At 42.0% G+C, this 26,872-nt stretch carries 25 protein-coding genes; 24 read left to right on the forward strand and 1 reads right to left on the reverse strand.

All coding sequences use genetic code 11. The features are described from left to right. The first annotated feature begins 5 nt into the window (after window positions 1-5). The 18 genes from NQ541_RS02470 to NQ541_RS02555 all read left to right on the forward strand — a co-directional run bounded on the left by NQ541_RS02470 (window position 6) and on the right by NQ541_RS02555 (window position 18,866). Complete coding sequence (locus tag NQ541_RS02470; RefSeq protein ID WP_005612201.1) at window positions 6-722, forward strand: trimeric intracellular cation channel family protein; 717 nt, start codon at window positions 6-8, stop codon at window positions 720-722. A gap of 408 nt (window positions 723-1,130) precedes the next feature. Next, on the forward strand, window positions 1,131-3,758 hold the full coding sequence (gene ppdK / locus NQ541_RS02480) for a pyruvate, phosphate dikinase (RefSeq protein WP_005610296.1): 2,628 nt from the start codon (window positions 1,131-1,133) through the stop codon (window positions 3,756-3,758). Between the two features lie 632 nt (window positions 3,759-4,390). Beyond that, window positions 4,391-4,522 carry a hypothetical protein gene (locus NQ541_RS02485; protein ID WP_005610298.1) on the forward strand — a complete coding sequence of 44 codons (132 nt, stop codon included), beginning with the start codon at window positions 4,391-4,393 and terminating at the stop codon, window positions 4,520-4,522. A 113-nt stretch (window positions 4,523-4,635) separates the two neighbouring features. After that, complete coding sequence (locus NQ541_RS02490; protein WP_005610301.1) at window positions 4,636-4,830, forward strand: hypothetical protein; 195 nt, start codon at window positions 4,636-4,638, stop codon at window positions 4,828-4,830. After that, a complete protein-coding gene (locus NQ541_RS02495; protein ID WP_005610303.1) occupies window positions 4,814-5,428 on the forward strand; it encodes a hypothetical protein in 615 nt (204 codons plus the stop codon). The genes NQ541_RS02490 and NQ541_RS02495 overlap by 17 nt, the downstream gene beginning before the upstream one ends. A 119-nt stretch (window positions 5,429-5,547) precedes the next feature. Beyond that, a complete protein-coding gene (locus NQ541_RS13365; protein ID WP_465241252.1) occupies window positions 5,548-5,793 on the forward strand; it encodes a YodL domain-containing protein in 246 nt (81 codons plus the stop codon). A 334-nt stretch (window positions 5,794-6,127) separates the two neighbouring features. After that, complete coding sequence (locus NQ541_RS02500; RefSeq protein ID WP_005610309.1) at window positions 6,128-6,385, forward strand: diguanylate cyclase domain-containing protein; 258 nt, start codon at window positions 6,128-6,130, stop codon at window positions 6,383-6,385. A gap of 3 nt (window positions 6,386-6,388) precedes the next feature. Then, entirely contained in the window at window positions 6,389-7,045 is a 657-nt protein-coding gene (locus NQ541_RS02505) for a DUF4317 family protein (RefSeq protein WP_005610310.1), read from the forward strand. Between the two features lie 13 nt (window positions 7,046-7,058). Then, entirely contained in the window at window positions 7,059-7,676 is a 618-nt protein-coding gene (locus tag NQ541_RS02510; protein ID WP_044905289.1) for a TetR/AcrR family transcriptional regulator C-terminal domain-containing protein, read from the forward strand. Between the two features lie 1,132 nt (window positions 7,677-8,808). Beyond that, complete coding sequence (fucO, locus tag NQ541_RS02515; protein ID WP_023921992.1) at window positions 8,809-9,954, forward strand: lactaldehyde reductase; 1,146 nt, start codon at window positions 8,809-8,811, stop codon at window positions 9,952-9,954. A 512-nt stretch (window positions 9,955-10,466) separates the two neighbouring features. Then, window positions 10,467-11,963, forward strand: coding sequence for an anthranilate synthase component I (trpE, locus tag NQ541_RS02520; RefSeq protein WP_005610327.1), 1,497 nt, complete (start codon window positions 10,467-10,469; stop codon window positions 11,961-11,963). Beyond that, window positions 11,960-12,532, forward strand: a complete 573-nt coding sequence (locus tag NQ541_RS02525; protein WP_005610329.1) for an anthranilate synthase component II — start codon at window positions 11,960-11,962, stop codon at window positions 12,530-12,532. The genes trpE and NQ541_RS02525 overlap by 4 nt, the downstream gene beginning before the upstream one ends. A 27-nt stretch (window positions 12,533-12,559) precedes the next feature. Continuing rightward, window positions 12,560-13,570: an anthranilate phosphoribosyltransferase gene (trpD, locus tag NQ541_RS02530; protein WP_023921994.1), complete on the forward strand. Its 1,011-nt coding sequence runs from the start codon at window positions 12,560-12,562 to the stop codon at window positions 13,568-13,570. 42 nt (window positions 13,571-13,612) lie between these two features. Then, complete coding sequence (gene trpC / locus NQ541_RS02535; protein WP_005610333.1) at window positions 13,613-14,416, forward strand: indole-3-glycerol phosphate synthase TrpC; 804 nt, start codon at window positions 13,613-13,615, stop codon at window positions 14,414-14,416. 2 nt (window positions 14,417-14,418) lie between these two features. Then, complete coding sequence (locus tag NQ541_RS02540; protein ID WP_023921995.1) at window positions 14,419-15,129, forward strand: phosphoribosylanthranilate isomerase; 711 nt, start codon at window positions 14,419-14,421, stop codon at window positions 15,127-15,129. Between the two features lie 42 nt (window positions 15,130-15,171). Next, a complete protein-coding gene (gene trpB, locus NQ541_RS02545; RefSeq protein WP_005610338.1) occupies window positions 15,172-16,356 on the forward strand; it encodes a tryptophan synthase subunit beta in 1,185 nt (394 codons plus the stop codon). Further along, a complete protein-coding gene (gene trpA / locus NQ541_RS02550; protein ID WP_005610341.1) occupies window positions 16,349-17,116 on the forward strand; it encodes a tryptophan synthase subunit alpha in 768 nt (255 codons plus the stop codon). The genes trpB and trpA overlap by 8 nt, the downstream gene beginning before the upstream one ends. Before the next feature lie 733 nt (window positions 17,117-17,849). Then, window positions 17,850-18,866 (forward strand): Rpn family recombination-promoting nuclease/putative transposase, encoded by a 1,017-nt coding sequence (locus NQ541_RS02555; protein WP_259936440.1) that lies wholly within the window; start codon window positions 17,850-17,852, stop codon window positions 18,864-18,866. Between the two features lie 483 nt (window positions 18,867-19,349). Here the strand turns inward: NQ541_RS02555 and NQ541_RS02560 are convergent, their stop codons facing one another. Beyond that, complete coding sequence (locus NQ541_RS02560; protein WP_005608873.1) at window positions 19,350-19,928, reverse strand: biotin transporter BioY; 579 nt, start codon at window positions 19,926-19,928, stop codon at window positions 19,350-19,352. 280 nt (window positions 19,929-20,208) lie between these two features. On the opposite strand from NQ541_RS02560, the gene NQ541_RS02565 reads away from it, so the two are divergent. From NQ541_RS02565 to NQ541_RS02590, 6 genes are all read left to right on the forward strand, one after another. Further along, the gene (locus tag NQ541_RS02565; protein ID WP_005608871.1) at window positions 20,209-21,081 is read left to right on the forward strand and encodes a DUF5685 family protein; all 873 of its coding nucleotides are present in this window, start codon (window positions 20,209-20,211) and stop codon (window positions 21,079-21,081) included. Next, window positions 21,082-21,729 carry a DnaJ domain-containing protein gene (locus NQ541_RS02570; RefSeq protein WP_005608869.1) on the forward strand — a complete coding sequence of 216 codons (648 nt, stop codon included), beginning with the start codon at window positions 21,082-21,084 and terminating at the stop codon, window positions 21,727-21,729. It abuts the gene before it with no gap. Next, the gene (locus NQ541_RS02575) at window positions 21,720-22,256 is read left to right on the forward strand and encodes a hypothetical protein (protein WP_005608867.1); all 537 of its coding nucleotides are present in this window, start codon (window positions 21,720-21,722) and stop codon (window positions 22,254-22,256) included. Before NQ541_RS02570 ends, NQ541_RS02575 begins: the two co-directional genes overlap by 10 nt. Window positions 22,257-22,663: 407 nt before the next feature. Further along, window positions 22,664-24,808, forward strand: a complete 2,145-nt coding sequence (locus NQ541_RS02580; protein WP_005608861.1) for a polysaccharide biosynthesis protein — start codon at window positions 22,664-22,666, stop codon at window positions 24,806-24,808. A gap of 95 nt (window positions 24,809-24,903) precedes the next feature. Then, window positions 24,904-26,172: a DegT/DnrJ/EryC1/StrS family aminotransferase gene (locus NQ541_RS02585; protein ID WP_005608856.1), complete on the forward strand. Its 1,269-nt coding sequence runs from the start codon at window positions 24,904-24,906 to the stop codon at window positions 26,170-26,172. A gap of 15 nt (window positions 26,173-26,187) precedes the next feature. After that, window positions 26,188-26,871 (forward strand): sugar transferase, encoded by a 684-nt coding sequence (locus NQ541_RS02590; RefSeq protein ID WP_005608854.1) that lies wholly within the window; start codon window positions 26,188-26,190, stop codon window positions 26,869-26,871. The last annotated feature ends 1 nt before the right edge of the window (window position 26,872 follow it).

Consider the following 26,872-nt stretch of genomic DNA (forward strand, 5'->3'; position numbering starts at 1 on the left):
GTATTATGGAACTACAGACATGGATCGTACTGATCATAGAGCTGATTGGAACGGTGGCATTTTCAGTTTCGGGAGCTATGGTCGGAATGCGGAAGCAGATGGATATTTTCGGAGTGATCGTGCTTGGAGTTGTAACAGCAGTCGGTGGCGGAATGATGCGGGATGTGTTCCTCGGACAGATACCGGGAGCCTTTACTAAACCGGTTTATGTAGAGGCGGCAGTGGTGTCTGCGGTCATTCCGTTTGTATTGCTGTATGTGAATAAAAAGCTGCTCCACAGCAGATACCAGATAGTGTATACAAAGATTATTTTTCTGATGGATTCACTGGGACTGGGGATTTTCACGGCAATGGGGGTTTCAACGGGTGTGGGAGCAGGATATGAAAAAAATATGTTTTTTCTCTGCTTCCTCGGAACGCTGACCGGTGTTGGAGGTGGTCTGCTGCGGGATATGATGGCAGGGGTTCCACCCTATATTTTCGTAAAGCATGTCTATGCCTGTGCATCGATTGCCGGGGCGGTCTGCAGTGTACTGGTTTACCGTCGGTATGGGCAGATTCCGTCCCTGATCACCGGAACAGCAGTGACGTTGCTGATCCGGCTTGCAGCTGCACATTACCGTTGGAATCTTCCCTGTGTGAAACTGGAGGAGGGACGGAGCAGTATAAATGAGCCGGGGACAGACAAAGCAGAAAAGGATATGCCGATGATAAATAAATAAGATGTTGGGGTCAAAAGCCCCCAACAATGATGCCAACGGATTGTTTCGTGCTACGCACTCCCGCAATCCTACCCGCTATTCGCATATCATGGCGCTTACGCCCCACTTTTATGCTCATATCGGGGTGGGTCTCAAGGTCATTCTACCACCAGTGTGCAAGCACACGTGGTTTCAGACCTTTTGACCCTGACAGCATAAATAAAGGACAGATCAGACAGAAAAGCTATAATATTCGACATGGTGTGCAGTAACGAATCTGAATGAGGCATAAATGAACAAAAAAGCATTGTAAAGATTGTACATAATTACGAACAAAACGCTTGACTCAACCATGTAAAACTATTAAAATATTATATGCGAATTAATGTAAATTTATTTGTAAAAAATTATTTTAGGAGGTCATTGAACATGGCAAAATGGGTTTATATGTTCACTGAAGGTAACGCCGACATGAGAAATCTTCTCGGTGGAAAAGGCGCAAACCTTGCAGAGATGACAAACCTGGGACTCCCGGTACCACAGGGATTCACAGTAACAACTGAGGCTTGTACACAGTACTATGAGGATGGCAGACAGATCAACGACGAAATTATGGGTCAGATCATGGAAGCTATCGATAAAATGGAAGGCATCACAGGAAAGAAATTCGGAGACAAGCAGAATCCGCTTCTCGTTTCCGTTCGTTCTGGAGCAAGAGCTTCCATGCCAGGTATGATGGATACGATCCTGAACCTTGGACTGAATGAAGAAGTTGTTGAGACACTGGCAGAAGCTTCAGGCAACCCACGTTGGGCTTGGGACTGCTACAGAAGATTTATCCAGATGTTCTCTGATGTAGTTATGGAAGTTGGTAAGAAGTATTTTGAAGAACTTATCGACAAGATGAAAGAAGAAAAAGGTGTTAAGCAGGACGTTGATCTTGACGCTGATGACCTGAAGAAGCTGGCTGAGCAGTTCAAGGCAGAGTACAAGTCCAAGATCGGTTCAGACTTCCCTTCAGATCCGAAAGAGCAGTTGATGGAGGCTGTTAAGGCTGTATTCCGTTCATGGGACAACCCGAGAGCTAACGTTTACCGTCGTGATAATGATATCCCGTATTCATGGGGAACAGCAGTTAACGTACAGATGATGGCATTCGGTAACATGGGAGATGACTGTGGTACAGGTGTTGCCTTCACTCGTGACCCTGCTACAGGAGAGAACGGTCTGTTCGGAGAGTTCCTGACAAATGCACAGGGCGAGGACGTTGTTGCCGGTGTTCGTACACCAATGCACATTTCCGAGATGGAGCAGAAGTTCCCGGAAGCATTCAAGCAGTTTAAAGAAGTATGCAATACTCTGGAGAAGCACTACAGAGATATGCAGGATATGGAGTTTACTGTAGAGCATGGTAAACTGTATATGCTTCAGACACGTAATGGTAAGAGAACAGCTCAGGCTGCTCTTAAGATCGCTTGTGATCTTGTAGATGAAGGAATGAGAACAGAGGAAGAGGCTGTTGCAATGATCGACCCTCGTAACCTCGATACTCTGCTTCACCCACAGTTCGACGCTGCAGCACTGAAAGCTGCTACACCAATGGCTAAAGCACTTGGAGCATCTCCAGGAGCTGCTTGTGGTAAAGTCGTATTCACAGCTGATGACGCTGTAGAGTGGGCTGCAAGAGGAGAGAAAGTTATCCTTGTTCGTCTTGAGACATCACCAGAAGATATCACAGGTATGAAGTCAGCTCAGGGTATCCTGACAGTTCGTGGTGGTATGACATCCCATGCAGCCGTAGTTGCACGTGGAATGGGTACATGCTGTGTATCTGGTTGTGGTGACATCACAATGGACGAAGCTAATAAGAAATTTACACTTGCAGGAAAAGAATTCCACGAGGGAGATTCAATCTCACTTGATGGATCCACAGGTGCTATCTATGACGGAATCATCCCGACTGTAGACGCTACAATCGCTGGTGAGTTCGGAAGAATCATGGGATGGGCTGACAAGTACAGAACTATGAAGGTTCGTACAAATGCTGATACACCGGCTGACGCTAAGAAAGCTCGTGAGCTTGGTGCAGAAGGTATCGGACTTTGCCGTACAGAGCATATGTTCTTTGAAGGCAACAGAATCGACGCATTCCGTGAGATGATCTGTGCAGAGACAGTGGAAGAAAGAGAAGCAGCACTTGCTAAGATCCTTCCGGAGCAGCAGGGAGACTTCGAGAAACTGTATGAAGCTCTTGAAGGTAACCCGGTTACAATTCGTTTCCTTGACCCACCGCTTCATGAGTTCGTTCCTACAGAGGAAGAGGACATCAAGAAACTGGCTGACGCTCAGGGCAAGACAGTTGACCAGATCAAAGCTATTATCGACAGCCTGCACGAGTTCAACCCAATGATGGGACACCGTGGATGCCGTCTTGCAGTTACATATCCAGAGATTGCTAAGATGCAGACAAGTGCTGTTATCCGTGCAGCAATCAATGTAAAGAAAGCTCATCCAGATTGGAACGTTAAACCAGAGATCATGATCCCACTTGTTGGAGATATCAAAGAGCTTAAATACGTTAAGAAATTCGTTGTAGAGACAGCTGACGCTGAGATCGCAGCAGCTGGAAGCGACCTTGAGTACGAGGTTGGTACAATGATCGAGATCCCAAGAGCTGCTCTTACAGCTGACGATATCGCAAAAGAAGCTGACTTCTTCTGCTTCGGAACAAACGACCTTACACAGATGACATACGGATTCTCCCGTGATGACGCTGGTAAGTTCCTTGATGCTTACTATGACGCTAAGATCTTCGAGAACGATCCATTCGCTAAACTGGATCAGGTTGGTGTTGGTAAGCTCATGAAGATGGCTATCGAACTCGGAAAACCGGTTAACCCGACACTCCACGTTGGTATCTGTGGAGAGCATGGTGGAGATCCAAGCTCTGTAGAGTTCTGCAACAGCATTGGACTTGACTATGTATCCTGCTCACCATTCCGTGTACCGATCGCTCGTCTTGCAGCAGCACAGGCAGCTATCAACCAGAAGAAATAAACTGTTGGTAATATCACAGGGCAAACCCAATTATCCAGTTTTAGGGCAAAACTTCTATCCAGTACACACAGCTAAACACATAGCTAACTGACTAGAAAATCAGCCCCCAAATTGTACCAGAGTACAGATAAAAAGAACCGTCCTGTGATATGAAATTAACTTGAGTATTTAATCAAGTTAAATGTCCAAGCATAAACTAAGACTCTTGGAACTTTAGAGAAATAATCTAAGGTTTCAGGAGTCTTTTTTGTTTTAGAAAAATTTGTAATTACTTACCTTGTTACTTAGTAAATGAATTTCTTAATGCCTTCTTAGAGAGTATGCTTCTTAGAAAGTATAATTTTGTCGAGTAATGTGGGATTATTAGACAAAATTAAGTGGTTGGAAAAAGAAACATCTGTAAAGGTAATAACAGAACCAGTTGAAAGTAAGATTTCCAATGTGTTATTCGGTTTCCAATTAATATTGAGAATATCCATTTATATCACCTCTTTTTTCTGTTGTATGTAGAGTCATAGTCCATTATTGGTAGTAATAGGCTACAATATTATTATACGAAAACAATAGAGAAAAGAGGAACTGATTAAAAATCAAGATAATATTTCATCGTTGACATTTCATAACATAACTACATGACAAAGGAGAGTGTTACGGATAAGCCAGTGACAAGGGTGTCATTAAAGGAAAGGCTGGAAAATATGAAGCAGAAAGTAGCCGGAATGGATAAGCATGAAAAAGTAAAGGAGAAAGAGGAGGTTCGCTGATTTTAAAAAAATTCACAACTATGTTATTGCAAATTTTGCAGTTACCGAATACAATAAAAATAGAAAAGTATGATTAAGCGAAGATAAGCCATACTAATGAAGGAGGTGTTTATATGGCAACTTCAAGTATTACTAAGAATTTTGTTATATCAGGTCAAAGGCAGGTTGAGATGTTTGCTGATGCGATTGAAGCATCTGCCAACGATCAGACACCTTCCATTAAAGTTAATGCTACTTTTTTAACAGATCCGAAAGATATAGCGAAATTTATGCAAAAAAGGAAGAAAGCGAATGCAGGAAGTAAGTAAATACACGGTTTTCAACATTCGTGAGTATTTGAATGGAAACAATGAAGAACTCGGAGAGGACGATTTACGACAGGTTCTTTCCGAGTTTTCATGTGAGAAAAATCCGGATGTTGAAAGATTTGCAAAAGAACAGTCAATAGAATTTGCCAAAAAGCAGCAATCCGTCACCTATCTGGTGTTTTCAACAGAAGATGCGGAACTTGTGGGATATTTTGCAATTACCATAAAGCCAATAACGGTAAATGCAGAGTCATTTAGTAATACAATAAAGAAAAAACTAGCCAGAGTAAGTGAGCTGAATGAGCAGAATCATACATATAATATGGCAGCTTACTTGATAGCACAGCTTGGCAAAAACTATAACAATGGTGCAAATGACCGAATTACCGGGGAGGAATTGCTTGGACTGGCAATTAAGCAGTTACAGCAGTTACAGTATTTAGCTGGTGGTATGGTAGTTTTTCTCGAAACATTAAATGAAGAAAAATTGCTGTCTTTTTATCAAGGGAAAGGTTTTCAGCAGTTTGACAGCAGATTATCGGAATCAGCCAGTCATGAACCACATGAGTTGATTCAGTTATTAAAAATTTTAAAGTAACATAGAGACAGGTGTATGGAAAATATTAAAATCCATACACCTTTTTTAGTTTTCAGATACCGTCTTGTGAATTTACAGAGCGGTATTTTTGCGTTTAGAAGAAAGGAAATCATAACTATGTGGGAGAATTATCCGAGTTGCAGGGACAGACACAGGGGGAAACGCTGGAAGCGGTTTATGAAAAATTCAATATAGACCACCTAGCAGATTACAAGGGACATTGTTCCTGTGATAGTCCGAGTTTTGTGCGAGCTTCTCGCACTGCATCGGCAAGATTTTGTTTTATGTCCTGCATTGTAATTCACCTCCACAGTAGTTTGCATTACACATTAAAAAGAATGAATTGCATTGCGATACAGTTATAATATGGAGTAAAATACATGATGAGAAAGAAGCGGAAAAGATATAGATCTATTAGTAACATCATGACAACTCAGTAAAATACATGCTATAATAAAAAGATGTTGGGGTCAAAAGCCCCCAACAATGATGCCAACGGATTGTTTCGTGCTACGCACCCCCACAATCCTACCCGCTATTCGCATATCATGGTGCTTACGCCCCACTTTTATGCTCATATCGGGGCGGGTCTCAAGGTCATTCTACCACCAGTGTGCAAGCTCATGTGGGCTTAGACCTTTTGCCCCTGACATCTTTTATTATTAATAGTATAGAAAGAAAAGAAAGGCAGCAACTGCAATGGAGAATATTTTCCCGGGAAATGCATTCCGGGTTGGTGGAGACGAATTTGTAATTATTGAGACGGGGATTGTTAAGGCACAGTTTTTTCAAAAATTAGATGAGCTTCGCAGGGAAATGGAAAAAAGAAAAGAGAACTTTTCTATTGGTGTTTTATGGAGAGAGAATGAAAATGACATAGTTACCATGTTAAAAGAGGCAGATAATATCATGTATACTGAGAAGAAAAAATATCATTTAGAAAATAAGGAATTGTAGAATATGATCAACAGAGAAGATATGCTGGCATTGACAAGGCGAATGACAGTAAAAAGAACATCCATTACCAGAATTGCAGGAAGTTATATGGATGAAGAAGGATTTAGTGAAGGAACATTTAATACTCATTTTCAGAATCTGAGTCCGGCAGAAAGGGAGAAGAATCTTGCACTGGCAAAAGCAGTTCCTTTTTCTGAAACCAATAAAAATCTGAAAGAATACTGTTTTGAATCTGAAAAAGATCAGAATGGAAAAGCGACAGTGAATCCTATGCGGCAGCTTCTGATAGGGATGAGAAACTGTGGCCTCAAAAATGATGCATTGATGGATACTTTTTATGAAGTGATTGGAGAAAAATATCAGACGGACAGTTCTTATGCAATCTATGTATTTCATGACAGATATGATATTCCTGCAAAGGGAAAAGATCATGAAAGGCTGGGAGAATCAGAAAATGTGTATGAATATCTGATCTGTGTGATTTGTCCGTTAGAAAATGAATATGAACCTGGAGAGCCAGAATGTGGATTCCTTTTTCCTGCATTTTTGGATGGGGGAGCAGCATTAAACTGCGTGGATATTTATCAGAAAAATACAAAAAATCCGCATACAGAGCTGAAAGAATTGCTTGGATGCAGACCAGTGGACAACAGGAGGTGAGGTCATGGGAAAAATGCTTAAAAATGAAGTGGCTAAAAATGAATTGAAAGAAGTGCGGCATTCGGAAGAATGGCATAAATCGGGCGAAAAAGTAAAATACAGACTTGCAGATGCCATGAAATCCTGCATGAAAAAAGCACCGGTGGAGAAAATCACAGTTAAGGAGATCACGGAAGAGTGTGGTGTGACACGGCAGACATTTTACAGAAATTTTCAGGATAAATATGATCTGATCAACTGGTATTTTGATAAGATTTTGATAGAATCATTTGCCCACATGGGAGAAGGAAAGACCGTGTATGAGGCACTGGTAAATAAATTCCATTACATACAGGAAGAAAAGCTGTTTTTCAAAGCAGCATTTAAAAATGATACTCAGAACTGTCTGAGAGATCATGATTTTGAACTGATCAGGGAATTTTATAAAAATCAGATTGAAGAAAAATCAGGAAAAACCATGTCGGAGCATCTGCAATTTCAATTAGAAATGTATTGTCAGGGGTCAATTTATATGACGGTACAATGGGTTTTGGGAGAGATGAAAGAAAGTCCGGAAAATCTTGCACATGCACTGGCACAGTCCATGCCGGAAGAATTGGCAAAAGTATTTCGGGAGCTGGAGATGTTGTGAAATTTGTAGTTGTTGGGGTGAAAATATCGCGACAGCAGGAAGTGTTTCTGACAGAAGAGCGTCCATATCCACACTTGTTTGTTGCATCGCAGTGCAGGACCCGCTTTACCTCAGCCCGTTGACAACTTGTAACAGGAACGTGGAAACACTCGTGCAGAGGCACTCCTGTTTACGTTCCTTAACAAGTTGGGCAAAGTGTCTTCGGAACGCTCCTTGTCAATGCACTGCTCACGCAACAGCAAGGGCGGATATTAGGCTTTTCAAATCAGAAAATTTTCCCTCATGCCAGAACATTTTCTTCCAACAAAGACGAAATTCCAATAAGAAATAAAGAGCCGGATGGCTATCAACTAAGATAAATGATCTGTCCAATAGTAAAGATGTCGGGGTCAAAAGCCCCCGACTTTGATGCCTACGGATTGCTCCGTGCTACGCACTCCCACAATCCTACCGAATATTCGCATATCGTGGGATTATCATCCCACTTTTATGCTCATATCGGGGCGGGTCCTAAGGTCTTTCACCCACCTATGAGCAAGCTCATGTGGGCTTAGACCTTTTGACCCTGGCATCTAGTAAATACAATATCTACTGTCTAATATTTACGATCGAATATCTTAGTCAATAGCCATCTGGCTTTTTCTATCCTTTTTAAATTTGCATTGGTGAATGAATACGCTGTGGAGTCGGTATAACTTCTTATTGAGATGGTCAGCGGAAAGCAGGGTGTTCCTGAGCAGGTGCATTAGCAGGAGCGTTCCGAAGACACTTTGCAGCGTTTGTTAGAGAAAGTAAATCGAGTGCCATTGCACGAAGATTTCCACTTTCGAGTTACAAACGGTCAACGGGCTGAGGTAAAGCGGGCCTGCACTGCGAAGGAATATCTCTGATTTCCGCGTCCGCTTCGCCACAAAGAAGCTTTCTGATTTACAAGCGTATCACCCCAACAACTACAAATTTATCGTTCACATAGTATAAAGAAAAAGTGAAAAGTGTAAAAAAATTGTGAAAATGTTACAGATATACTAAATTGTAACTTCCATTTTGAAAAACAAATTGTTAAAATAAAGACATAAAAACCGGACAGGATAGTCTGCCGGAAGAATCTGTTGAAAAAAGGAGAATGATTACAATGGCTAACAGAATTATGTTAAATGAGACATCTTATCATGGAGCAGGTGCGATTCAGGAAATCGCAAATGAAGCAAAGGCAAGAGCATTCAAAAAAGCATTTGTATGTTCTGATCCAGATCTGATTAAATTTGGAGTGACAGGAAAAGTGACAGATGTCCTTGATCATTCAGGACTTGCTTATGAAATTTATTCTGATATTAAAGCAAACCCGACCATCGAGAATGTGCAGCATGGCGTTCAGGCATTTAAAGATGCAGAAGCAGATTATATTATTGCAATCGGTGGAGGATCATCCATGGATACAGCCAAGGCAATTGGTATCATTATTGCAAATCCGGAATTTGAAGATGTAAGAAGTCTGGAAGGTGTTGCACCGACAAAGAACCCTTGCGTTCCGATTATTGCAGTTCCAACAACAGCCGGTACAGCAGCAGAAGTAACGATCAATTACGTTATTACAGACGTAGAGAAAAAGAGAAAATTTGTATGTGTAGATTCACATGATATGCCGGTAATCGCAGTGGTTGACCCGGAAATGATGTCTTCTATGCCAAAAGGACTGACAGCATCTACCGGAATGGATGCCCTGACTCACGCAATCGAAGGATATACAACAAAGGCAGCCTGGGAGATGACTGATATGTTCCATTTGAAAGCAATCGAGATTATTTCCAGGTCTTTAAGAAGTGCTGTTGCCAATGAAAAAGAAGGTCGTGAGGGAATGGCTCTTGGACAGTACATCGCAGGAATGGGATTCTCCAATGTAGGTCTTGGAATCGCACATTCTATGGCCCATACATTAGGAGCAGTTTATGATACTCCACATGGTGTTGCATGTGCTATGATGCTTCCGATCGTTATGGAATATAATGCTGACTGCACAGGTGAAAAATACCGTGAGATCGCAAGAGCCATGGGAGTAAAGGGCGTTGATGAAATGTCTGTGGAAGAATACAGAAAAGCCGCAGTAGATGCAGTTCAGAAACTTTCTGTAGATGTTGGAATCCCGACAAAGCTTGAAGCATTAAAAGAAGAAGATCTGCAGTTCCTTGCAGAGTCAGCTCACGCAGATGCATGTGCACCGGGTAACCCGAAAGATGCGAGCGTTGAAGATCTGAAAGATCTGTTCAGAAAGCTGATGTAATTCAAGATAACTTCAGGAGATATAGGAAAATAGAGTTTCAGTACAAAAGGAACTGATTTCGTAGGTTATTTCGTAAGTAATTGAAAATATATCTTGACATCACCGCACTAAAGTAGTAAAATGTCACCAAATTTAAGAAAAATAAACCGTTGAAGCGGAGATCAAAGTAGTCGTGCACATACAGAGAGTCCGGGAGGCTGAGAGCCGGATTGAAACGCAGTCTGCCAAATGGACCGCTGAGGGTACAGTCAAAGGAATTTATAAAAGAGGTCTGCAAAATTTCAGATTGGATATTGATTTATAATTCTGAGTATTCTGTGACGTGGAGGCATACGTCAGTTGCCGGAGATATGATTGTATCTCGCAAAGTGCATGGAAAATTCCATGAATCAAGGTGGCACCGCGGAAATAAATTAGACTTACCGTCCTTGACAGAGTAGAAATATTCTGTCAGGGACTTTTTTATTTTGTCCCTGCCGGAATAAAATTTCGACATAAAAGGAGGACTACAGATGAATGAGACACTGGAAATGATTCAAAATTATGCTGCATCAGGAAAATATAAAAGAGTTCCGGTCAGCAGAGAACTCTATGCTGATGCATTTACACCGATCAGCGTTATGAGAACCCTTCGGGCGGCCAGCAGACACTGCTATCTGCTGGAAAGTGCGGAGGACCGACAACAGTGGGGAAGGTATTCCTTCCTGGGCTATGCACCGACAATGGAAATTACGTGTATGGATGGAAAAGTAGTCATCCTTGAAGGAAATGAAGAGGATGAGAAGATAAAAAGAGAAGTCCAGACGGATCATCCGGGGAAAATTCTCCGGGAGATTTTAAAAGACTATAAAAGCCCGGTTGTTCCCGGATTACCGCCATATACAGGTGGTCTGGTGGGATATTTTTCATATGATTACATCAAATATGGGGAACCATCACTGAAACCGATTTTAAATGGAGCGTCAGAAAATGATTTCCGGGATGCGGATCTGATGTTATTTGACAGGGTTATCGTCTTTGATAACTACAGACAGAAGCTGATCCTGATCACCGGAGTCCGGCTGGATGGAGACCTGGAAGAAAATTACGAAAATGCACAAAGAGAACTGGAAGAAATGGAGCGACTGATCCGCAGTGGTGCAAAGGCAGTATTTAAACCGTTGAAACTGGAAGAAGAATTTCAGCCGGGAGCAGAAAAAGCAGAGTATTGCAGAATGGTGGAAAAAGCAAAAGAATATATCCGGGAAGGTGATATTTTCCAGGTGGTTCTTTCTAATCCACTTACGGCAAAGGCAAAAGGAAGTCTTTTTGATACTTACCGGGTACTGCGGACATCGAATCCGTCACCTTATATGTTCTACTTCTCAAGTGACGATATCGAAGTGGCAGGAGCTTCGCCGGAAACGCTTGCGAAGCTTGAAAATGGAACGGTCTGCACCTTCCCGCTGGCAGGAACAAGACCCCGTGGAAAGACGGAGGAGGAAGATCAGAGGCTGGAACGAGAACTGCTGGCAGATGAAAAAGAACTGGCAGAACATAACATGCTTGTAGATCTGGGAAGAAATGATGTCGGAAAGATCAGCCGGCCGGGAAGTGTTAAAGTAGATAAATATATGGAAATCCAGAGATTTTCCCATGTTATGCATATAGGTTCTACTGTAACCGGAACGATCAGTGAGGAAAAAGATGCTCTTGATGTAGTGGATGCGATTCTTCCTGCCGGAACTCTTTCAGGAGCACCAAAAATCCGGGCATGCGAGATTATCGCAGAACTGGAAAAGGAAAAAAGAGGAATTTATGGAGGAGCAGTCGGATATCTTGATTTTGCCGGAAATGTAGATACCTGTATTTCCATCCGTCTGGCATATAAGAAAAATGGAAGTGTCCGGGTACAGTCCGGTGCAGGAATCGTAGCGGACAGTATTCCGGAAAATGAATTTCAGGAATGTCTGAACAAGGCAGGAGCAGTATTGCAGGCAATTAAGATTGCAGAAGGAGGTCTGGAATGATACTTTTAATTGATAATTATGACAGTTTTGTATATAACCTGTATCAGTTTATTGCAGAAATTGAACCGGATGTAAAGGTTGTGCGAAATGATGAGATCACTTCAGAAGAAATCCTGAAAATGAATCCGGATAAGATTGTAATCTCGCCAGGTCCGGGAAAACCGTCTGAGGCGGGAGAATGTATCCATGTGATCCGGGAATTAAAAGGAAAGATCCCGATTCTCGGAGTGTGCCTGGGACATCAGGCAATCGCAGAAGCATTTGGAGCAACCGTAGGATATGCAAAGCATCTGATGCATGGAAAAACGTCACTCCTTGAGGATGTGGATACAGACAGTCTTTTATTCCGAGGACTTGAAAAGCCGGTGCAGGTGGCACGCTATCACTCCCTTGCAGTGGAAGAAGATACACTTCCGAAAGAACTTAAGGTGACTGCAAGAAGCAAAGACGGAGAAGTGATGGCAATGGAGCATGAAAAATATCCAATCTATGGTGTACAGTTTCACCCGGAGTCAGTTATGACACCGAAAGGATTTACGATGATAAAAAACTTTATAGAAAAGCAGTAAATTATGCAGACACAGGAGGAGCAGAAAATGATTAAAGAAGCAATTATCAAACTGGCCAAAAAAGAAGATCTGACATATGCAGAAGCAGAGCAGGTCATGAATGAGATCATGGAGGGGAAAGCGACAGATGTACAGAAATCCGCATATCTGACAGCTCTTTCCATGAAAGGTGAAACGATCGATGAGATTACAGCATCAGCATCCGGTATGCGGGCACACTGCATCAAACTGCTTCATGATATGGATGTACTTGAAATTGTAGGAACAGGTGGAGACGGATCCAATTCCTTTAACATTTCAACGACCTCTTCCATGGTTATTGCGGCAGCAGGAATCCCAGTAGCAAAGCATGGAAATCGTGCAGCATCTTCAAAGTCCGGTGCAGCAGATGTACTTGAAGCATTGGGCGTTAAAATTGATGTTCCACCGGAGAAAAGCACAGAATTATTGAATAAGATACAGATTTGTTTCTTGTTCGCACAGAATTATCATATCGCAATGAAATATGTCGGACCGATCCGTAAAGAACTGGGAATCCGTACAGTTTTCAATATTCTCGGACCACTCTCCAATCCGGCCGGTGCAAATATGGAATTGATGGGTGTATATGATCAGAGTCTTGTTGAACCACTGGCACAGGTAATGGCGAATCTGGGAGTTGTCCGTGGAATGGTCGTTTACGGACAGGATAAGCTGGATGAAATTTCCATGTGTGCGGCAACATCTGTATGTGAGATTAAAGATGGAAAATTCATTTCATACGAGATCACACCGGAACAATTTGGATATGAACGCTGTGAAAAAGGTGCGTTGACCGGAGGAACACCGGAAGAAAATGCAAAGATCACGATGGAGATTCTGTCAGGGGCAGACAAAGGACCGAAACGTCAGGCAGTGTGCCTGAATGCCGGAGCCGCGATCTATATTGCAGGCAAGGCAGATACGATTGAAGCAGGAATAAGAAAAGCAGAGCAGATCATTGATGAAGGTCTTGCTTTGAAGAAGCTGGAACAGTTCAGAGAAGAAAGCCAGAAGTAATAAATGTAAGAGAACAACAAAAACAGGAAGGAAACAGCAGGTATGAACATTCTTGAGACGATCACGGAAAGAACAAAAGAACGGATCAGAGGAGAAAAAAAGCAAATTCCCATAAATGAAATAAGAAAAAAGGCAGAAGAAAAAGCCAGTTCCGATACAACAAAATTTGCATTTGAGCAGGCACTTCGTGCAGAGGGACTTTCCTTTATCTGCGAGGCAAAAAAGGCATCTCCTTCTAAAGGACTGATTGCACCGGATTTTCCATATGTGCAGATAGCACAGGATTATGAAGCTGGCGGTGCGGCAGCAATTTCATGTCTGACAGAGCCATTCTGGTTTCAGGGAAGTGACCGCTATCTGGAAGAGATCGTACAGAAAGTATCCATTCCGGTACTCCGAAAAGATTTTACCTGTGATGAATATATGATCTATCAGGCAAAAGCGATGGGAGCTGCCGCAGTGCTTCTGATCTGTTCCTGTCTGGATGAAGGGCAGTTAAAAGCATATCATCAACTGGCGGAAGAGCTTGGAATTTCTGCATTAGTGGAAACTCACAGTGAAGAGGAGATTTTGACGGCAGACAGGATCGGAGCAAAAATCATAGGAGTCAATAATCGGAATCTGAAAGATTTCACGGTAGATATCAACAACAGTATCCGGTTGCGGGAACTGGTAGATCCAAAGACCGTTTTCGTGTCAGAAAGCGGAATTAAAGGGGGAGAAGATATGAAAGCCCTTTATAAAAATGGAACAGATGCAGTGCTGATCGGGGAGTTGCTGATGCGGGCGGAAGACCGGAAAAAGAAGCTCGCAGAACTGCGGATGGAAACCCGGAAAGGATGTTGAAAATGTCAGAAGAAAATAAAGATCCCGGAATCCCAAAAGCCCGGATTTTGAAATCGCAGATTCAGAAATCACAGCCCCCAGGATCAAAGATTCCAAAAACAAAGATTAAAATCTGTGGGCTGAGCAGAATGGAAGATATTGAGGCGGTCAACGAGGCATGCCCGGATTATTGTGGATTTATTATTAATTACCCGCCGAGCAAAAGAAATATTTCTGTGGACCAGCTTGCAGAACTGAAGAAAATACTTAGAAAAGAGATGAAAGCAGTCGGAGTTTTTGTAGATGCACCTGCTGAATCGGTTGCGAAGCTGCTAAATGAAGATCTGATCGATCTTGCTCAGCTTCATGGAAATGAAGATGAAACTTATATAGCAAATCTGAAAAAACTGACAGCGAAACCGTTGATCAAAGCGGTGAAGGTCAGTACGGAAGAAGAGGTAAAAAAAGCTTTTGATACTGTTGCAGATGAAGTGCTGTTAGATCATGGAAAAGGAACAGGAAAAACATTTGACTGGAGCATTTTAAAAGCAGTGCCGGATCATCGATATTTCCTGGCAGGAGGACTCGGAACAGAAAATATAAAAGAAGCGATCCAGATCTATCATCCTGCAGTGATCGATCTGAGCAGTTCTGTAGAAACCGATGGAAAAAAAGACCGGAAAAAAATACTGGCAGCAGTAAAAGCAGTGCGGGATACCGGGAAAACAATATAGAAACAAGAGAACAAAAGAAAATAAAAAAGAAGGAGTTAAAAAATGACAAAAGGAAGATATGGGATTCATGGCGGACAGTATATTCCTGAAACGCTGATGAATGCAGTGATCGAGCTTGAAGAAGCTTATAACCATTATAAAAACGACAAAGAATTTAACGATGAGCTGAATACACTTTTAAATGAATATGCGGGAAGACCATCCCGGCTGTATTATGCCAAAAGAATGACGGAAGATCTGGGCGGTGCAAAGATTTATTTGAAAAGAGAAGACTTGAATCATACCGGAGCACATAAGATCAATAATGTACTTGGTCAGGTTCTTCTTGCAAAGAAAATGGGAAAGACCAGGGTTATTGCAGAAACCGGTGCAGGTCAGCATGGAGTGGCAACAGCGACAGCAGCAGCACTGATGGATATGGAATGTGAAATCTTTATGGGAAAAGAAGATACAGAACGTCAGGCATTGAATGTTTACAGAATGAGACTTTTAGGTGCAAAAGTACATGCAGTCACAACCGGAACAGCAACTTTAAAAGATGCTGTATCGGAGACGATGAGAGAGTGGACGAAGAGAATAGAAGATACACATTATGTACTCGGTTCTTGCATGGGACCACATCCATTCCCACAGATTGTGCGTGATTTTCAGGCTGTGATTTCAAAAGAGATCAAGGAACAGTTGATGGAAAAAGAAGGAAAACTCCCGGATGCAGTGCTTGCCTGCGTGGGAGGCGGATCCAATGCAATCGGTGCATTTTACAATTTTATCGAAGATGAGAGTGTACGACTGATCGGTTGTGAGGCAGCAGGAAGAGGAATTAATACTGCGGAAACAGCCGCAACGATCGCTACAGGAAAATTAGGAATCTTCCACGGAATGAAATCCTATTTCTGTCAGGATGAATATGGACAGATTGCACCAGTCTATTCTATTTCAGCAGGGCTTGATTATCCGGGAATCGGACCAGAACATGCAGATCTGTATGATAAAGGCAGAGCAGAATATGTAGCAATCACAGATGATGAGGCAGTTGATGCGTTTGAATATCTTTCAAGAACAGAAGGAATCATTCCAGCCATCGAGAGTGCCCATGCAGTGGCATATGCAAGGAAACTGGCACCGACAATGAAAAAAGATCAGATTATTGTTATCAATATTTCCGGTCGTGGAGATAAGGACTGTGCAGCAATTGCACGTTACAGAGGGGAGGATATCCATGAGTAAGATTCAGAAAGCATTTGAAGGAAAAAAAGCATTTATACCATTTATTACATGCGGTGATCCAAATTTAGAGACAACGGAGCAGCTTGTCTATGCGATGGAACGGGCAGGTGCATCGCTGATTGAACTGGGAATCCCATTTTCAGATCCGACAGCAGAAGGTCCGGTGATCCAGGGAGCAAATCTGAGAGCACTTTCCGGTGGTGTTACGACAGACAAGATTTTTGACCTGGTTGTAAAAATAAGAAAAAATACAGCAATTCCACTGGTATTTATGACATATGCAAATGTAGTCTTTTCATATGGAACAGAGCGGTTCATTAAGAGAGCAGCGGAAATCGGGATGGACGGTCTGATCCTGCCAGATGTTCCGTTTGAAGAAAAAGAAGAATTTGACAGGGTATGCAGAGAGTATGGGTTAGATCTGATCTCATTGATCGCACCGACTTCTCACGACCGCATCCGTATGATCGCAAAAGAAGCTTCCGGTTTCATTTACTGTGTATCATCATTGGGAGTTACAGGTACTAGAAGTGCCATTACAACAGATATCGGAGCAATGGTCGGACTGGTAAAAGAAGTGACAGATGTTCCGTGTGCGGTTGGATTTGGAATTTCCACACCAGAGCAGGCAGCTAAAATGTGCGAAAGTGCAGATGGGGCAATCGTAGGCAGTGCGATTGTAAAAATCTGTGCGGAGTATGGAAAAGACTGCGTGGAGAAAGTGGAAGAATACGTGAAAAGTATGGTGGGAGCGATATAAATTTGTATTTGTTGGGGTGAAAATATCGCGACAGCAGGAAGTGTTTCTGACAGAAGAGCGTCCATATCCACACTTGTTGTTGCATCGCAGTGCAGGACCCGCTTTACCTCAGCCCGTTGACAACTTGTAACAGGAACGTGGAAACACTCGTGCAGAGGCACTCCTGTTTACGTTCCTTAACAAGTTGGGCAAAGTGTCTTCGGAACGCTCCCTGTCAATGCACTGCTCACGCAACAGCAAGGGCGGATATTAGGCTTTTCAAATCAGAAAATTTTCCCTCATGCCAGAACATTTTCTCCCAACAAGCACGAAATTCCAATAAGAAATAAAGAGCCGGATGGCTATCGACCAGGATAAGCAATCTGCAAACTGCAGGATTTGATATCTTAGTCGATAACCTTCCGGCTCTTCTTCTTATTTTTAAATTTGCATTGTTGAGTGAATATCCTGCTTGCCGCGTCCGCTCTGCCACATAGAAGTTTTCTGCTTTCCAAGCGTATCCCCCCCAACAACTACAAATTTTATACTTATTTCATACAAACTTTAAATTCTTTTAATTGATTTTTTTCTTACACTATCTTATACTCATCTCACATCAAAATCTCAGACAGATCCAATTCCCATTTTCTACGTCTGATGTCCAGTATGGAGAGCATTTCATATTTCAAGACCATTTCGGTCAGAGATTTTCATTTTGATGATAACAATATTTTATTTTTAGGAGGACTTGCCTATGGGACAAGCAGATGTAAATGTTAATCTTTGGCTTAAGGATACGAAACGGTTCGCAGACCTGTTCAACGCCATTTTATTTCATGGAGAAACCGTGATCCTGCCGGAGAACCTTCACCCCAGCCCGGAGACAACCGCAGTCAGTCTTCAGGACGCTCAGGGGAAAAATGTTGTAAAAAAGCTATACCGTGATATCATCATGAACTGGCAGGATCAGGCTGTGCTGATGCTGCTGGCGGTGGAATCACAGACTGCCATTCATTACGCTGCACCGTTGAAAGTAATGCTCTATGACAGCATGGAATATGCGGAACAGGTGCGGGTCAAATGGAAAGAACGTCCGCCCCGTCTTTCTTCGGCGGAATTTCTTTCCCGGTTTCAAAAAAATGATAAGCTCATCCCGGTGATTACTTTGATCTTCTATTATGGGACAGAGGAATGGGATGGACCTTTGGAACTGCATCAGATGTTCGATCTTGGTACAGAAAAGAACCATGCGGAACTGATGAAAAAGTACCTTCCCAATTATCACATTAACCTCGTCGATGTCAGAAGACTGAAAAATTTAGAATCTTTTCAAAGTGATTTACAAATCATCTTCGGTATGCTACAATGTAGTCAGGATAAATACGCATTGCGTACATATGTGGCAAATCATAAAGACTATTTCCAAAAGCTGGATCTGGAGACTTATCATGCACTTGGAGCATTCTTAAATTCCCGGCAGCTTATGGAGATAAACGTAGAACAGGAAGAAAGGGAGGAACTGGATATGTGTAAAGCACTGGAAGATATTTATAATGACGGCGTTCAGGCTGGAATTGAACAGGGCAGACAATCGGGGATTGCCGAGGGAGAAGCTCATGGAAAAGAACTTGGCATTGCTGAAGGTAAAGCTTCCCACAAAAAAGATGTAGCCCGGCAAATGCAAAAGCTTGGTTATTCTTTGGATGCAATTGCAGCAGTACTAAGAGAATCGGTTGATGGAATCAGCAAGATACTGGCTGTAGTTGGATAAATTTGTCGGGGAGAAAACTTTCCCTCATGCCAGAACATTTTCTCCCAACAAAGACGAAATTCCAATAAGAAATAAAGAGCCGGATGGCTATCAACTAAGATAAACGCTCCATCAAATAGTAAATACAATATCTTAGTCGATAGCCATCCGGCTTTTTTTCTATTCTTTTTAAATTTGCATTGTTGAGTGAATACGCTGTGGAGCTAAAAACTTCTTATCGAGATGGTCAGCGGAAAGCAGGATGTTCCTGAGCAGGTGCATTAGCAGGAGCGTTCCGAAGACACTTTGCAGCGTTTGTTAGAGAAAGTAAATCGAGTGCCATTGCACGAAGATTTCCACTTTCGAGTTACAAACGGTCAACGGGCTGAGGTAAAGCGGGCCTGCACTGCGAAGGAATATCCCTGATTTCCGCGTCCGATTCGTCACAAAGAAGTCTTTTTCTTTACAAGCGTATCATTCCAACAAATACAAATTTAATTCTATTTATCTTACTTTTTTCGTTGCTGCATACAGTTTTGGTCCTACGATTACTGCAATAATGATCTTAACAGCATCTCCCGGGAGATACGGGATAACGCCCATGAAAAGTCCTTCTTTGAAGGAAAGGCTCATCAGTTTTGCGAGCCAGACTGTTCCGAAGATATAGCATACAGCCATACCAATGAGCATACCGATGATCGTTGGGATCAGCTTACGGTCAAAATATTTCATTGCAAAGCCCTGGATCAGTGCAAGAAAAATAAAGCCGATCAGATAACCGCCTGTCGGTCCTGCAAGTACACTGAGACCTGCATGGAAGGAGGCAAAAACCGGAAGTCCTACTGAACCGAGAAGCAGATAAATTAAAAAGCTGATCGTAGCATCTTTCATTCCCAAAATAAATACGGAAATAAAGATAACCAGATTTGTGAGAGAAATCGGTACCGGACTGAATGGAAGCGGAATTGACAGCGGTGCAAGAATGCAGGTGATCGCAGTCATCAGTCCAATCAGAGTAATCTGTCTGGTTCTTGAATTTTGAGTAAGAGAGGTTGTCTGTCCGTTTGGTTGCTGATTAGTCATGAGTGACTCCTTTCAAATATCTTGATTAAATTTTTTGATGTCCTACGCAAGTATAAAGCACAAAAAAACATTTGTCAACCAATTCTGATTCGAGGTTAACAATCGAACTGCTTCGAGGTTAACAATGTGAATGCGAGAAAAGGTGAGAGAAAGGTGAAACTGTAAATCGACAGTACCAGTTTCAGGTGATTTAATGCTAATTTAATAATTGCAGCTATTCCTATAAAAGATACAGCCATGCTATAATAAAAAATAAGATTTTAATGAAAAGAGGAAGGATATGTTTGGTTATGTGACGGTGTGTGAACCGGAACTGAAGGTAAAAGATCTGAAAAAATACAGAGCATATTATTGTGGGCTGTGTCGTACTTTAAAAGAAGATTATGGATTTATGGGGCAGATGACGCTGACATATGATATGACGTTTGCAGTGATCCTGCTGTCCTCATTGTATGAGAGGATTCCAGAACTGGAGAAGCACCGCTGCAAGATCCATCCAGTAAAGAAGCAGATGATGCTGCGGAACGAGATCACATCATATGCAGCAGCAATGAATGTTTTGCTGGCTTATTATCATATGGAAGATGACTGGCAGGATGAGCGGAAGGTGACAAGCCTTTTGGCAAAAAGTATGATGGAAGGAAAAGTGAAGAAGATCATTGAAGCGTATCCAAGACAGAGCAGAGTGATCAGAGACTCTTTAAAAGAACTTTCAGAGTGTGAAAAGGAGAATTGTCAGGATATTGACCGGGCAGCGTGGTGTTTCGGACGTCTGATGGCAGAACTTCTGCTTTATAAGGAAGATATCTGGGAAAAGACGCTCCGGAAGATGGGATTCTATTTAGGAAAGTTTATTTATATCATGGATGCTTATGAGGATCTTTCTGAAGATAAAAAGAAAAATCGCTATAATCCGTTAAAGCAGATCTCGGAAAAGGAAGATTATGAAGAACGGATGGTTCAGATCCTGCGAATGATGATCGCAGAAAGTACGGCACGGTTTGAGCAGCTCCCGTGTCTGGTAGATGTGGACATTTTAAGGAATATCCTGTATGATGGAGTCTGGAATCGGTATAATCAGATTCAGAGTCGGATTCAGGAGCAGAATCAGGCACAAATGAAAAAAAGTAAGAAAAGTGAGGAAAAGAAATAGATGAGGAAAAATCCGTATGAGGTACTTGGGGTGTCTCCGAGTGCATCGGATGATGAGATAAAGAAAGCATACAGGGAATTGAGCAGGAAATATCACCCGGATGCGAATATAAATAATCCACTGGCAGATCTTGCAGCGGAAAAATTTAAAGAAGTTCAGGAAGCTTATGATACGATTATGAGAGAGCGGACAAGTGGATCAGGTTATAGTTATGGTTATGGTAGTGGTTACGGGAACAGCTACGGAAATGGTTATACAGGCGGACAGATTGATCCAAGGCTCCAGGCAGCGGCCAATTATATCAACAGCCGCAGGTACAGAGAAGCGTTAAATACATTGGATCAGGTAAATGAGAGGAGTGGAATGTGGTATTATCTCAGCAGTTGTGCCAATGCAGGCTGTGGAAATAATATTCTGGCGAGAGATCATGCAGCACAGGCTGTAAACATGGAGCCTGGAAATCCGCAGTACCGGCAGTTACTGAATCAGTTGGAATTTGGAAGTAACCGCTATAGCAACAGTCCATATGGTGGAGGGTATGCACCGGGGAGCAGTAATTCCTGTGGTACAGGAAATCTCTGCTGTGACCTGTGGATTGCGGATTCACTCTGTGAATGTATGGGAGGAGATCTTTGTACATGCATTTAAAAGCGAAAAGGGCAGCGTTTGGTGGATTGCTGCTTGCGATGACTGTCATCTTTATGTTTTTAGGAAGTGTGATAGAGACAAATACATTATTTTTATTGGCGGCAGCGTCCTTTTTTGTGGGTGTCGTATTCAGAGAGTTCGGTCAGATGACTGGACTTGCTTTTTATCTTTCAGCAGTGTTGCTTGGGTTTCTTCTGGCACCGAATAAACTCTATGTTATTACTTTTGCCGGAATGGGATTTTATATTTGGGGAAGAGAATTTATCTGGAAAATCCTGGAGCGTTCTGCCGGAGTAAAGCGGAAAATGCAGTGGTATCGGCTGGCAAAAGTGATCCTTTTTAACGGACTCTATCTGCCATTGATTTTGGGATATGGAGAATTATTTTTCGGAGGAGAAATATCGGAGTGGCTTCGTTACAGTTCTGTTCTGGCAGGACAGGTGATTTTTGCACTTTATGATAAGGCATATGACTATGTACAGTTGCAGATCTGGGGAAAGATAAGAAACCGGCTTTTTTCTGAGTAAAAAAGGGCAAAAAGGAAGAGCCACATTTCTGTGACTCAAGGGGAAAAAGTTTATGAAAAAGTGTTCTTTGTTAAGAACAATTATAGTATAGAAATAATTTGTGAAAATTGTGTGATGATTGTTTGAATGGAATATGAAAATCTACAAAGTTCTTGAAAAAAGAAAAGAAAATAAAGGAGCAGATAAATCTTGTAAATGTGTAATAATAATGACAGATTTTGCTGGAAAAATATGTAAAAAATTAAGGGAATATTAAAAAAATATTAAAAATTAGGGGGGGGGGTAGTGAAATATACTGAATTATGTTGAAAATAAAGGGGGAAAATGCTATCATTGTGCATGACAAACAGAGGGTGCATCGAAAGGTGCAGAGGCATAAGATGGAGTTTTAAAGGTATAGTTATACAATGAGGGAAAAAGAATTAAAAAAGAGAGCGGAACGAGGAGAGAATGACGTAAAGGGGAAGGAAAAAAGATTCGAACATTGGCAGATTATAGCCGCCTATCTGGTCATATATGACATATTCGCAGTGAATTTTTCTTATTTTCTGGGGTTACTTCTAAGATTTGATTTCAGTTTCACAAAGATTCCAACAGAATATATCCATGCAATGCTCAGATTTGCACCGATTTATACGGTGTTCTGTCTGGCTGTATTTTGGGTACTTAAATTATATAATAGTTTGTGGGCATTTGCCAGTTATACAGAGCTGAACCATATTTTACTTGCAAGCATTATTACAACCCTTTTTAATGTAGGAATTACGATGCTTTGTAAGAGAATGCCGGCTTCTTATTATATAGTAGGAGCAGTCATGCAGTTTTGCCTGATTACAGGGATTCGGTTCGGATATCGCTATATTACTCTTGAGAGAACCAGGATGGCACAGGTGAGAAAAGAGCAGAACCATACAAATGGCCGGAATATTATGGTGATCGGAGCTGGTGATGCGGGAAAGAACCTTGTACGTGAATTGAAGACTTCCAGACGGATCAATGGTACGCCGCAATGCATTATTGATGACAACAGAAATAAATGGGGCAGAAATATTGAAGATGTACCGATCGTAGGGGGAAGAGCATCTATCTTTTCAGCAGTTGAAAAGTATCAGATCAGTACGATCCTTTTTGCAATTCCGACAGCAAGTGCAGAGGCAAAAAGAGAGATCCTGAACCTGTGTAAAGAGACAAAGTGTGAACTGAAGATACTTCCGGGAGCGTATCAGTTTGTGCAGGGAGAAGTATCGCTGGCACAGATTAAAGATGTTACGGTAGAGGATCTGCTTGGAAGGGATACGATTCAAGTGGATATGGAACAGATTTTTCAGTACATAAAGGGAAAGACGATTCTGGTGACGGGAGGCGGAGGCTCAATCGGAAGCGAACTGTGCCGTCAGATTGCGTCCCATGAGCCAAAGCAGTTGATCCTATTTGATATTTATGAGAATAATGCATATGCCATCGAACAGGAGCTTCGCAGAAATCATTCGGAACTGAATCTGGTGACTCTGATTGGTTCCGTACGTGACAGCAGAAGGCTGAATCAGGTTTTTAAAAAATATAAGCCGGACATCGTATATCATGCGGCTGCACATAAGCATGTTCCTCTGATGGAGACAAGCCCGAATGAAGCGATTAAAAATAATGTAATCGGAACATACAAAACTGCCTATGCGGCAATGCAGAATGGAGTAAAGCGGTTTGTTCTGATCAGTACAGATAAAGCTGTAAATCCAACGAATATCATGGGTGCAAGCAAGCGACTGTGTGAGATGGTAATCCAGAGCATGGATGCAGTCAGCAAAAGTGGCAGAATGGATTTACTTCCATTACTGCATGGCCACAGAGACAATGCAGAAGAGCTGGCAAAGCAGGCAGAAATCTGTCTGAAAAAGGCAGAAAAAGAGCAGACGGACGGCAAAGACTCAGAAACTATGGGAAATACTGCCAGACTGAAAATTGAAAGTATCAAGAATCGTGAGAGAACAGGAACTCAGTTCGTTGCGGTACGATTTGGAAATGTACTGGGAAGTAATGGATCGGTGATTCCACTATTTAAGAAGCAGATCGAGGCAGGTGGACCGGTTACAGTTACGCACCCGGATATCATCCGCTATTTTATGACGATCCCGGAGGCGGTGAGTCTGGTGCTTCAGGCGGGAACATTTGCCTGGGGGGGAGAGATCTTTGTCCTTGATATGGGAGAACCGGTGAAGATTGATACACTGGCAAGAAACCTGATCAAGTTGTCAGGATATGAACCGGATGTAGATATCAAGATCGAGTATTCAGGTCTTCGGCCAGGAGAAAAATTATTTGAAGAAAAGCTGATGGCAGAAGAAGGAATCATGCGGACAGATAATGAACTGATTCATATTGGAAAGCCGATTCCGTTCGATACAGAGGTATTCTTTGAACAATTAAAAGAACTTGCTGATACATGCTATAACAATTCTGATCATATTGTAGAGCTTGTAGAGCAGATTGTGACAACATTTCATCCGGTAGGAGAACATCCGACAGGAGAAGAAAATAAGAAAAGGCAAGAATAGTTGAGATCAGGCCAGGCGGTCTGGTCTGGAGGAAGCGTGCATTTTTGCACGCTTTTTAGGCAATATACAGAAGCTGAAATGAAGAGGAGAAGCATATGTTCAAAGAAAGTGAGCAGATAGAAAAATTTGAACCAAAGGTGTGGCTGAGCAGTCCGACGATGCATGGAGAAGAAATAAAATATGTCCAGGAGGCATATGAGACAAACTGGATGTCTACGGTTGGGGCGAATATCAATGAAGTAGAACGACTGGTATGCAAAAAGATTGGATGCAAGTATGCAGTCGGATTGTCTGCAGGAACGGCAGCTCTTCATATGGCAGTAAAGCTGGCAGGAGTAAAACCCGGAGAGAAAGTTTTCTGTTCTGATATGACATTCAGTGCAACAGTAAATCCAATCGTATACGAAGGTGGTGTTCCGGTCTTTATTGATACGGAATATGATACCTGGAATATGGATCCGGAGGCATTAGAAAAGGCATTTGAATTATATCCAGATGTAAAAGTAGTAGTTATTGCACATCTTTATGGAACACCGGGAAAAGTAGACGAACTGAGAGATATTTGCGAAAAGCATGGAGCGGTTATTATAGAGGATGCAGCAGAGTCCATGGGAGCAACCTATAAAGGTCTGCAGACAGGGACTTTTGGAAAGTATAATGCAATTTCATTTAACGGAAACAAAATCATTACCGGATTTTCGGGTGGCATGCTGCTGACAGATGATAAAGAAGCAGCAGAAAAAGTAAGAAAATGGTCTACACAATCGAGAGAAAATGCACCGTGGTATCAGCATGAAGAATTAGGCTACAATTATCGAATGAGTAATGTAATCGCAGGTGTTGTACGTGGTCAGATTCCACATCTTGAGGAGCATATTGCACAGAAAAAAGCAATTTATGACAGATATAAGGAAGGCTTTAAAGATTTGCCGGTACAAATGAATCCGTATGACAGTGAGAAGTCAGAACCTAATTTTTGGCTGAGTTGTATTCTGGTTAACGAGGAGGCAATGTGTAAACAGGTTAGAGGAGAAAAAGATGCACTCTATGTACCTGAACATGGAAAGAGTTGTCCGACGGAGATTCTGGAAAAACTTGCCGAATATAATGCGGAGGGCAGACCAATCTGGAAACCAATGCATATGCAGCCGATTTATCGGATGAATGGTTTTGTGACCAGAGACGGAGACGGCAGAGCAAGAACAAATGCTTATATAGCGGGTAGTGAAAAAGATTGCGATGGATGTCCTTTTGACAAGGGAATGGATATTTTTTACAGAGGATTATGCTTGCCAAGTGATAATAAAATGACTGCGGAACAGCAGAATATAATTATTGAAATTGTTAAAAGTTGTTTTCAGTAAGAAAGAGGTGGAATAGTGGACAAAAAGAAAAGAGAGTTGATTCCACATAAGCCGGGAATTTATGAAAAATACATAAAACGTCCGCAGGACTTTATTCTTTCGGTCATAGCGATCATTGTCTTATCTCCTGTCTTAGTTTTGATAGCTGTGCTGGTAAGAATCAAGCTAGGCTCTCCGGTCCTTTTTAAACAACAGCGTCCGGGATTAAATGGCAAAATATTTAATATGTATAAGTTTCGTACAATGACAGATAAGCGGGATGAAGCAGGTAATTTATTGCCGGATGAAGAACGCCTTACAAATTTTGGTAAAAAGCTGAGAAGTACCAGTTTGGATGAATTGCCGGAACTGTTCTGTATAGCTAAGGGCGAGCTTGCAATTTGCGGGCCCAGACCCCTCCTTGTTTCGTATTTACCACTTTACAATGAACAGCAGAGCAGGAGACATGAGGTAAGACCGGGACTTACCGGTTATGCACAGGTACATGGAAGAAACAGTGTGACATGGGAAGAAAAGTTTGATATGGATGTTTATTATGTGGATCATATAAGTTTTTTGATGGACTGGAAGATTATTTTCCAGACAGTAATGACGGTGTTAAAGCGTGACGGTATCAGTTCAGAAACGGCGGCAACCATGGAAATGTTCACTGGAACTGCCGAGAATGTAGATTCATCAAAAAAGAAAAGTAATAGGTAAA

Source organism: [Ruminococcus] lactaris ATCC 29176 (assembly GCF_025152405.1).
Classification (GTDB): domain Bacteria; phylum Bacillota; class Clostridia; order Lachnospirales; family Lachnospiraceae; genus Mediterraneibacter; species Mediterraneibacter lactaris.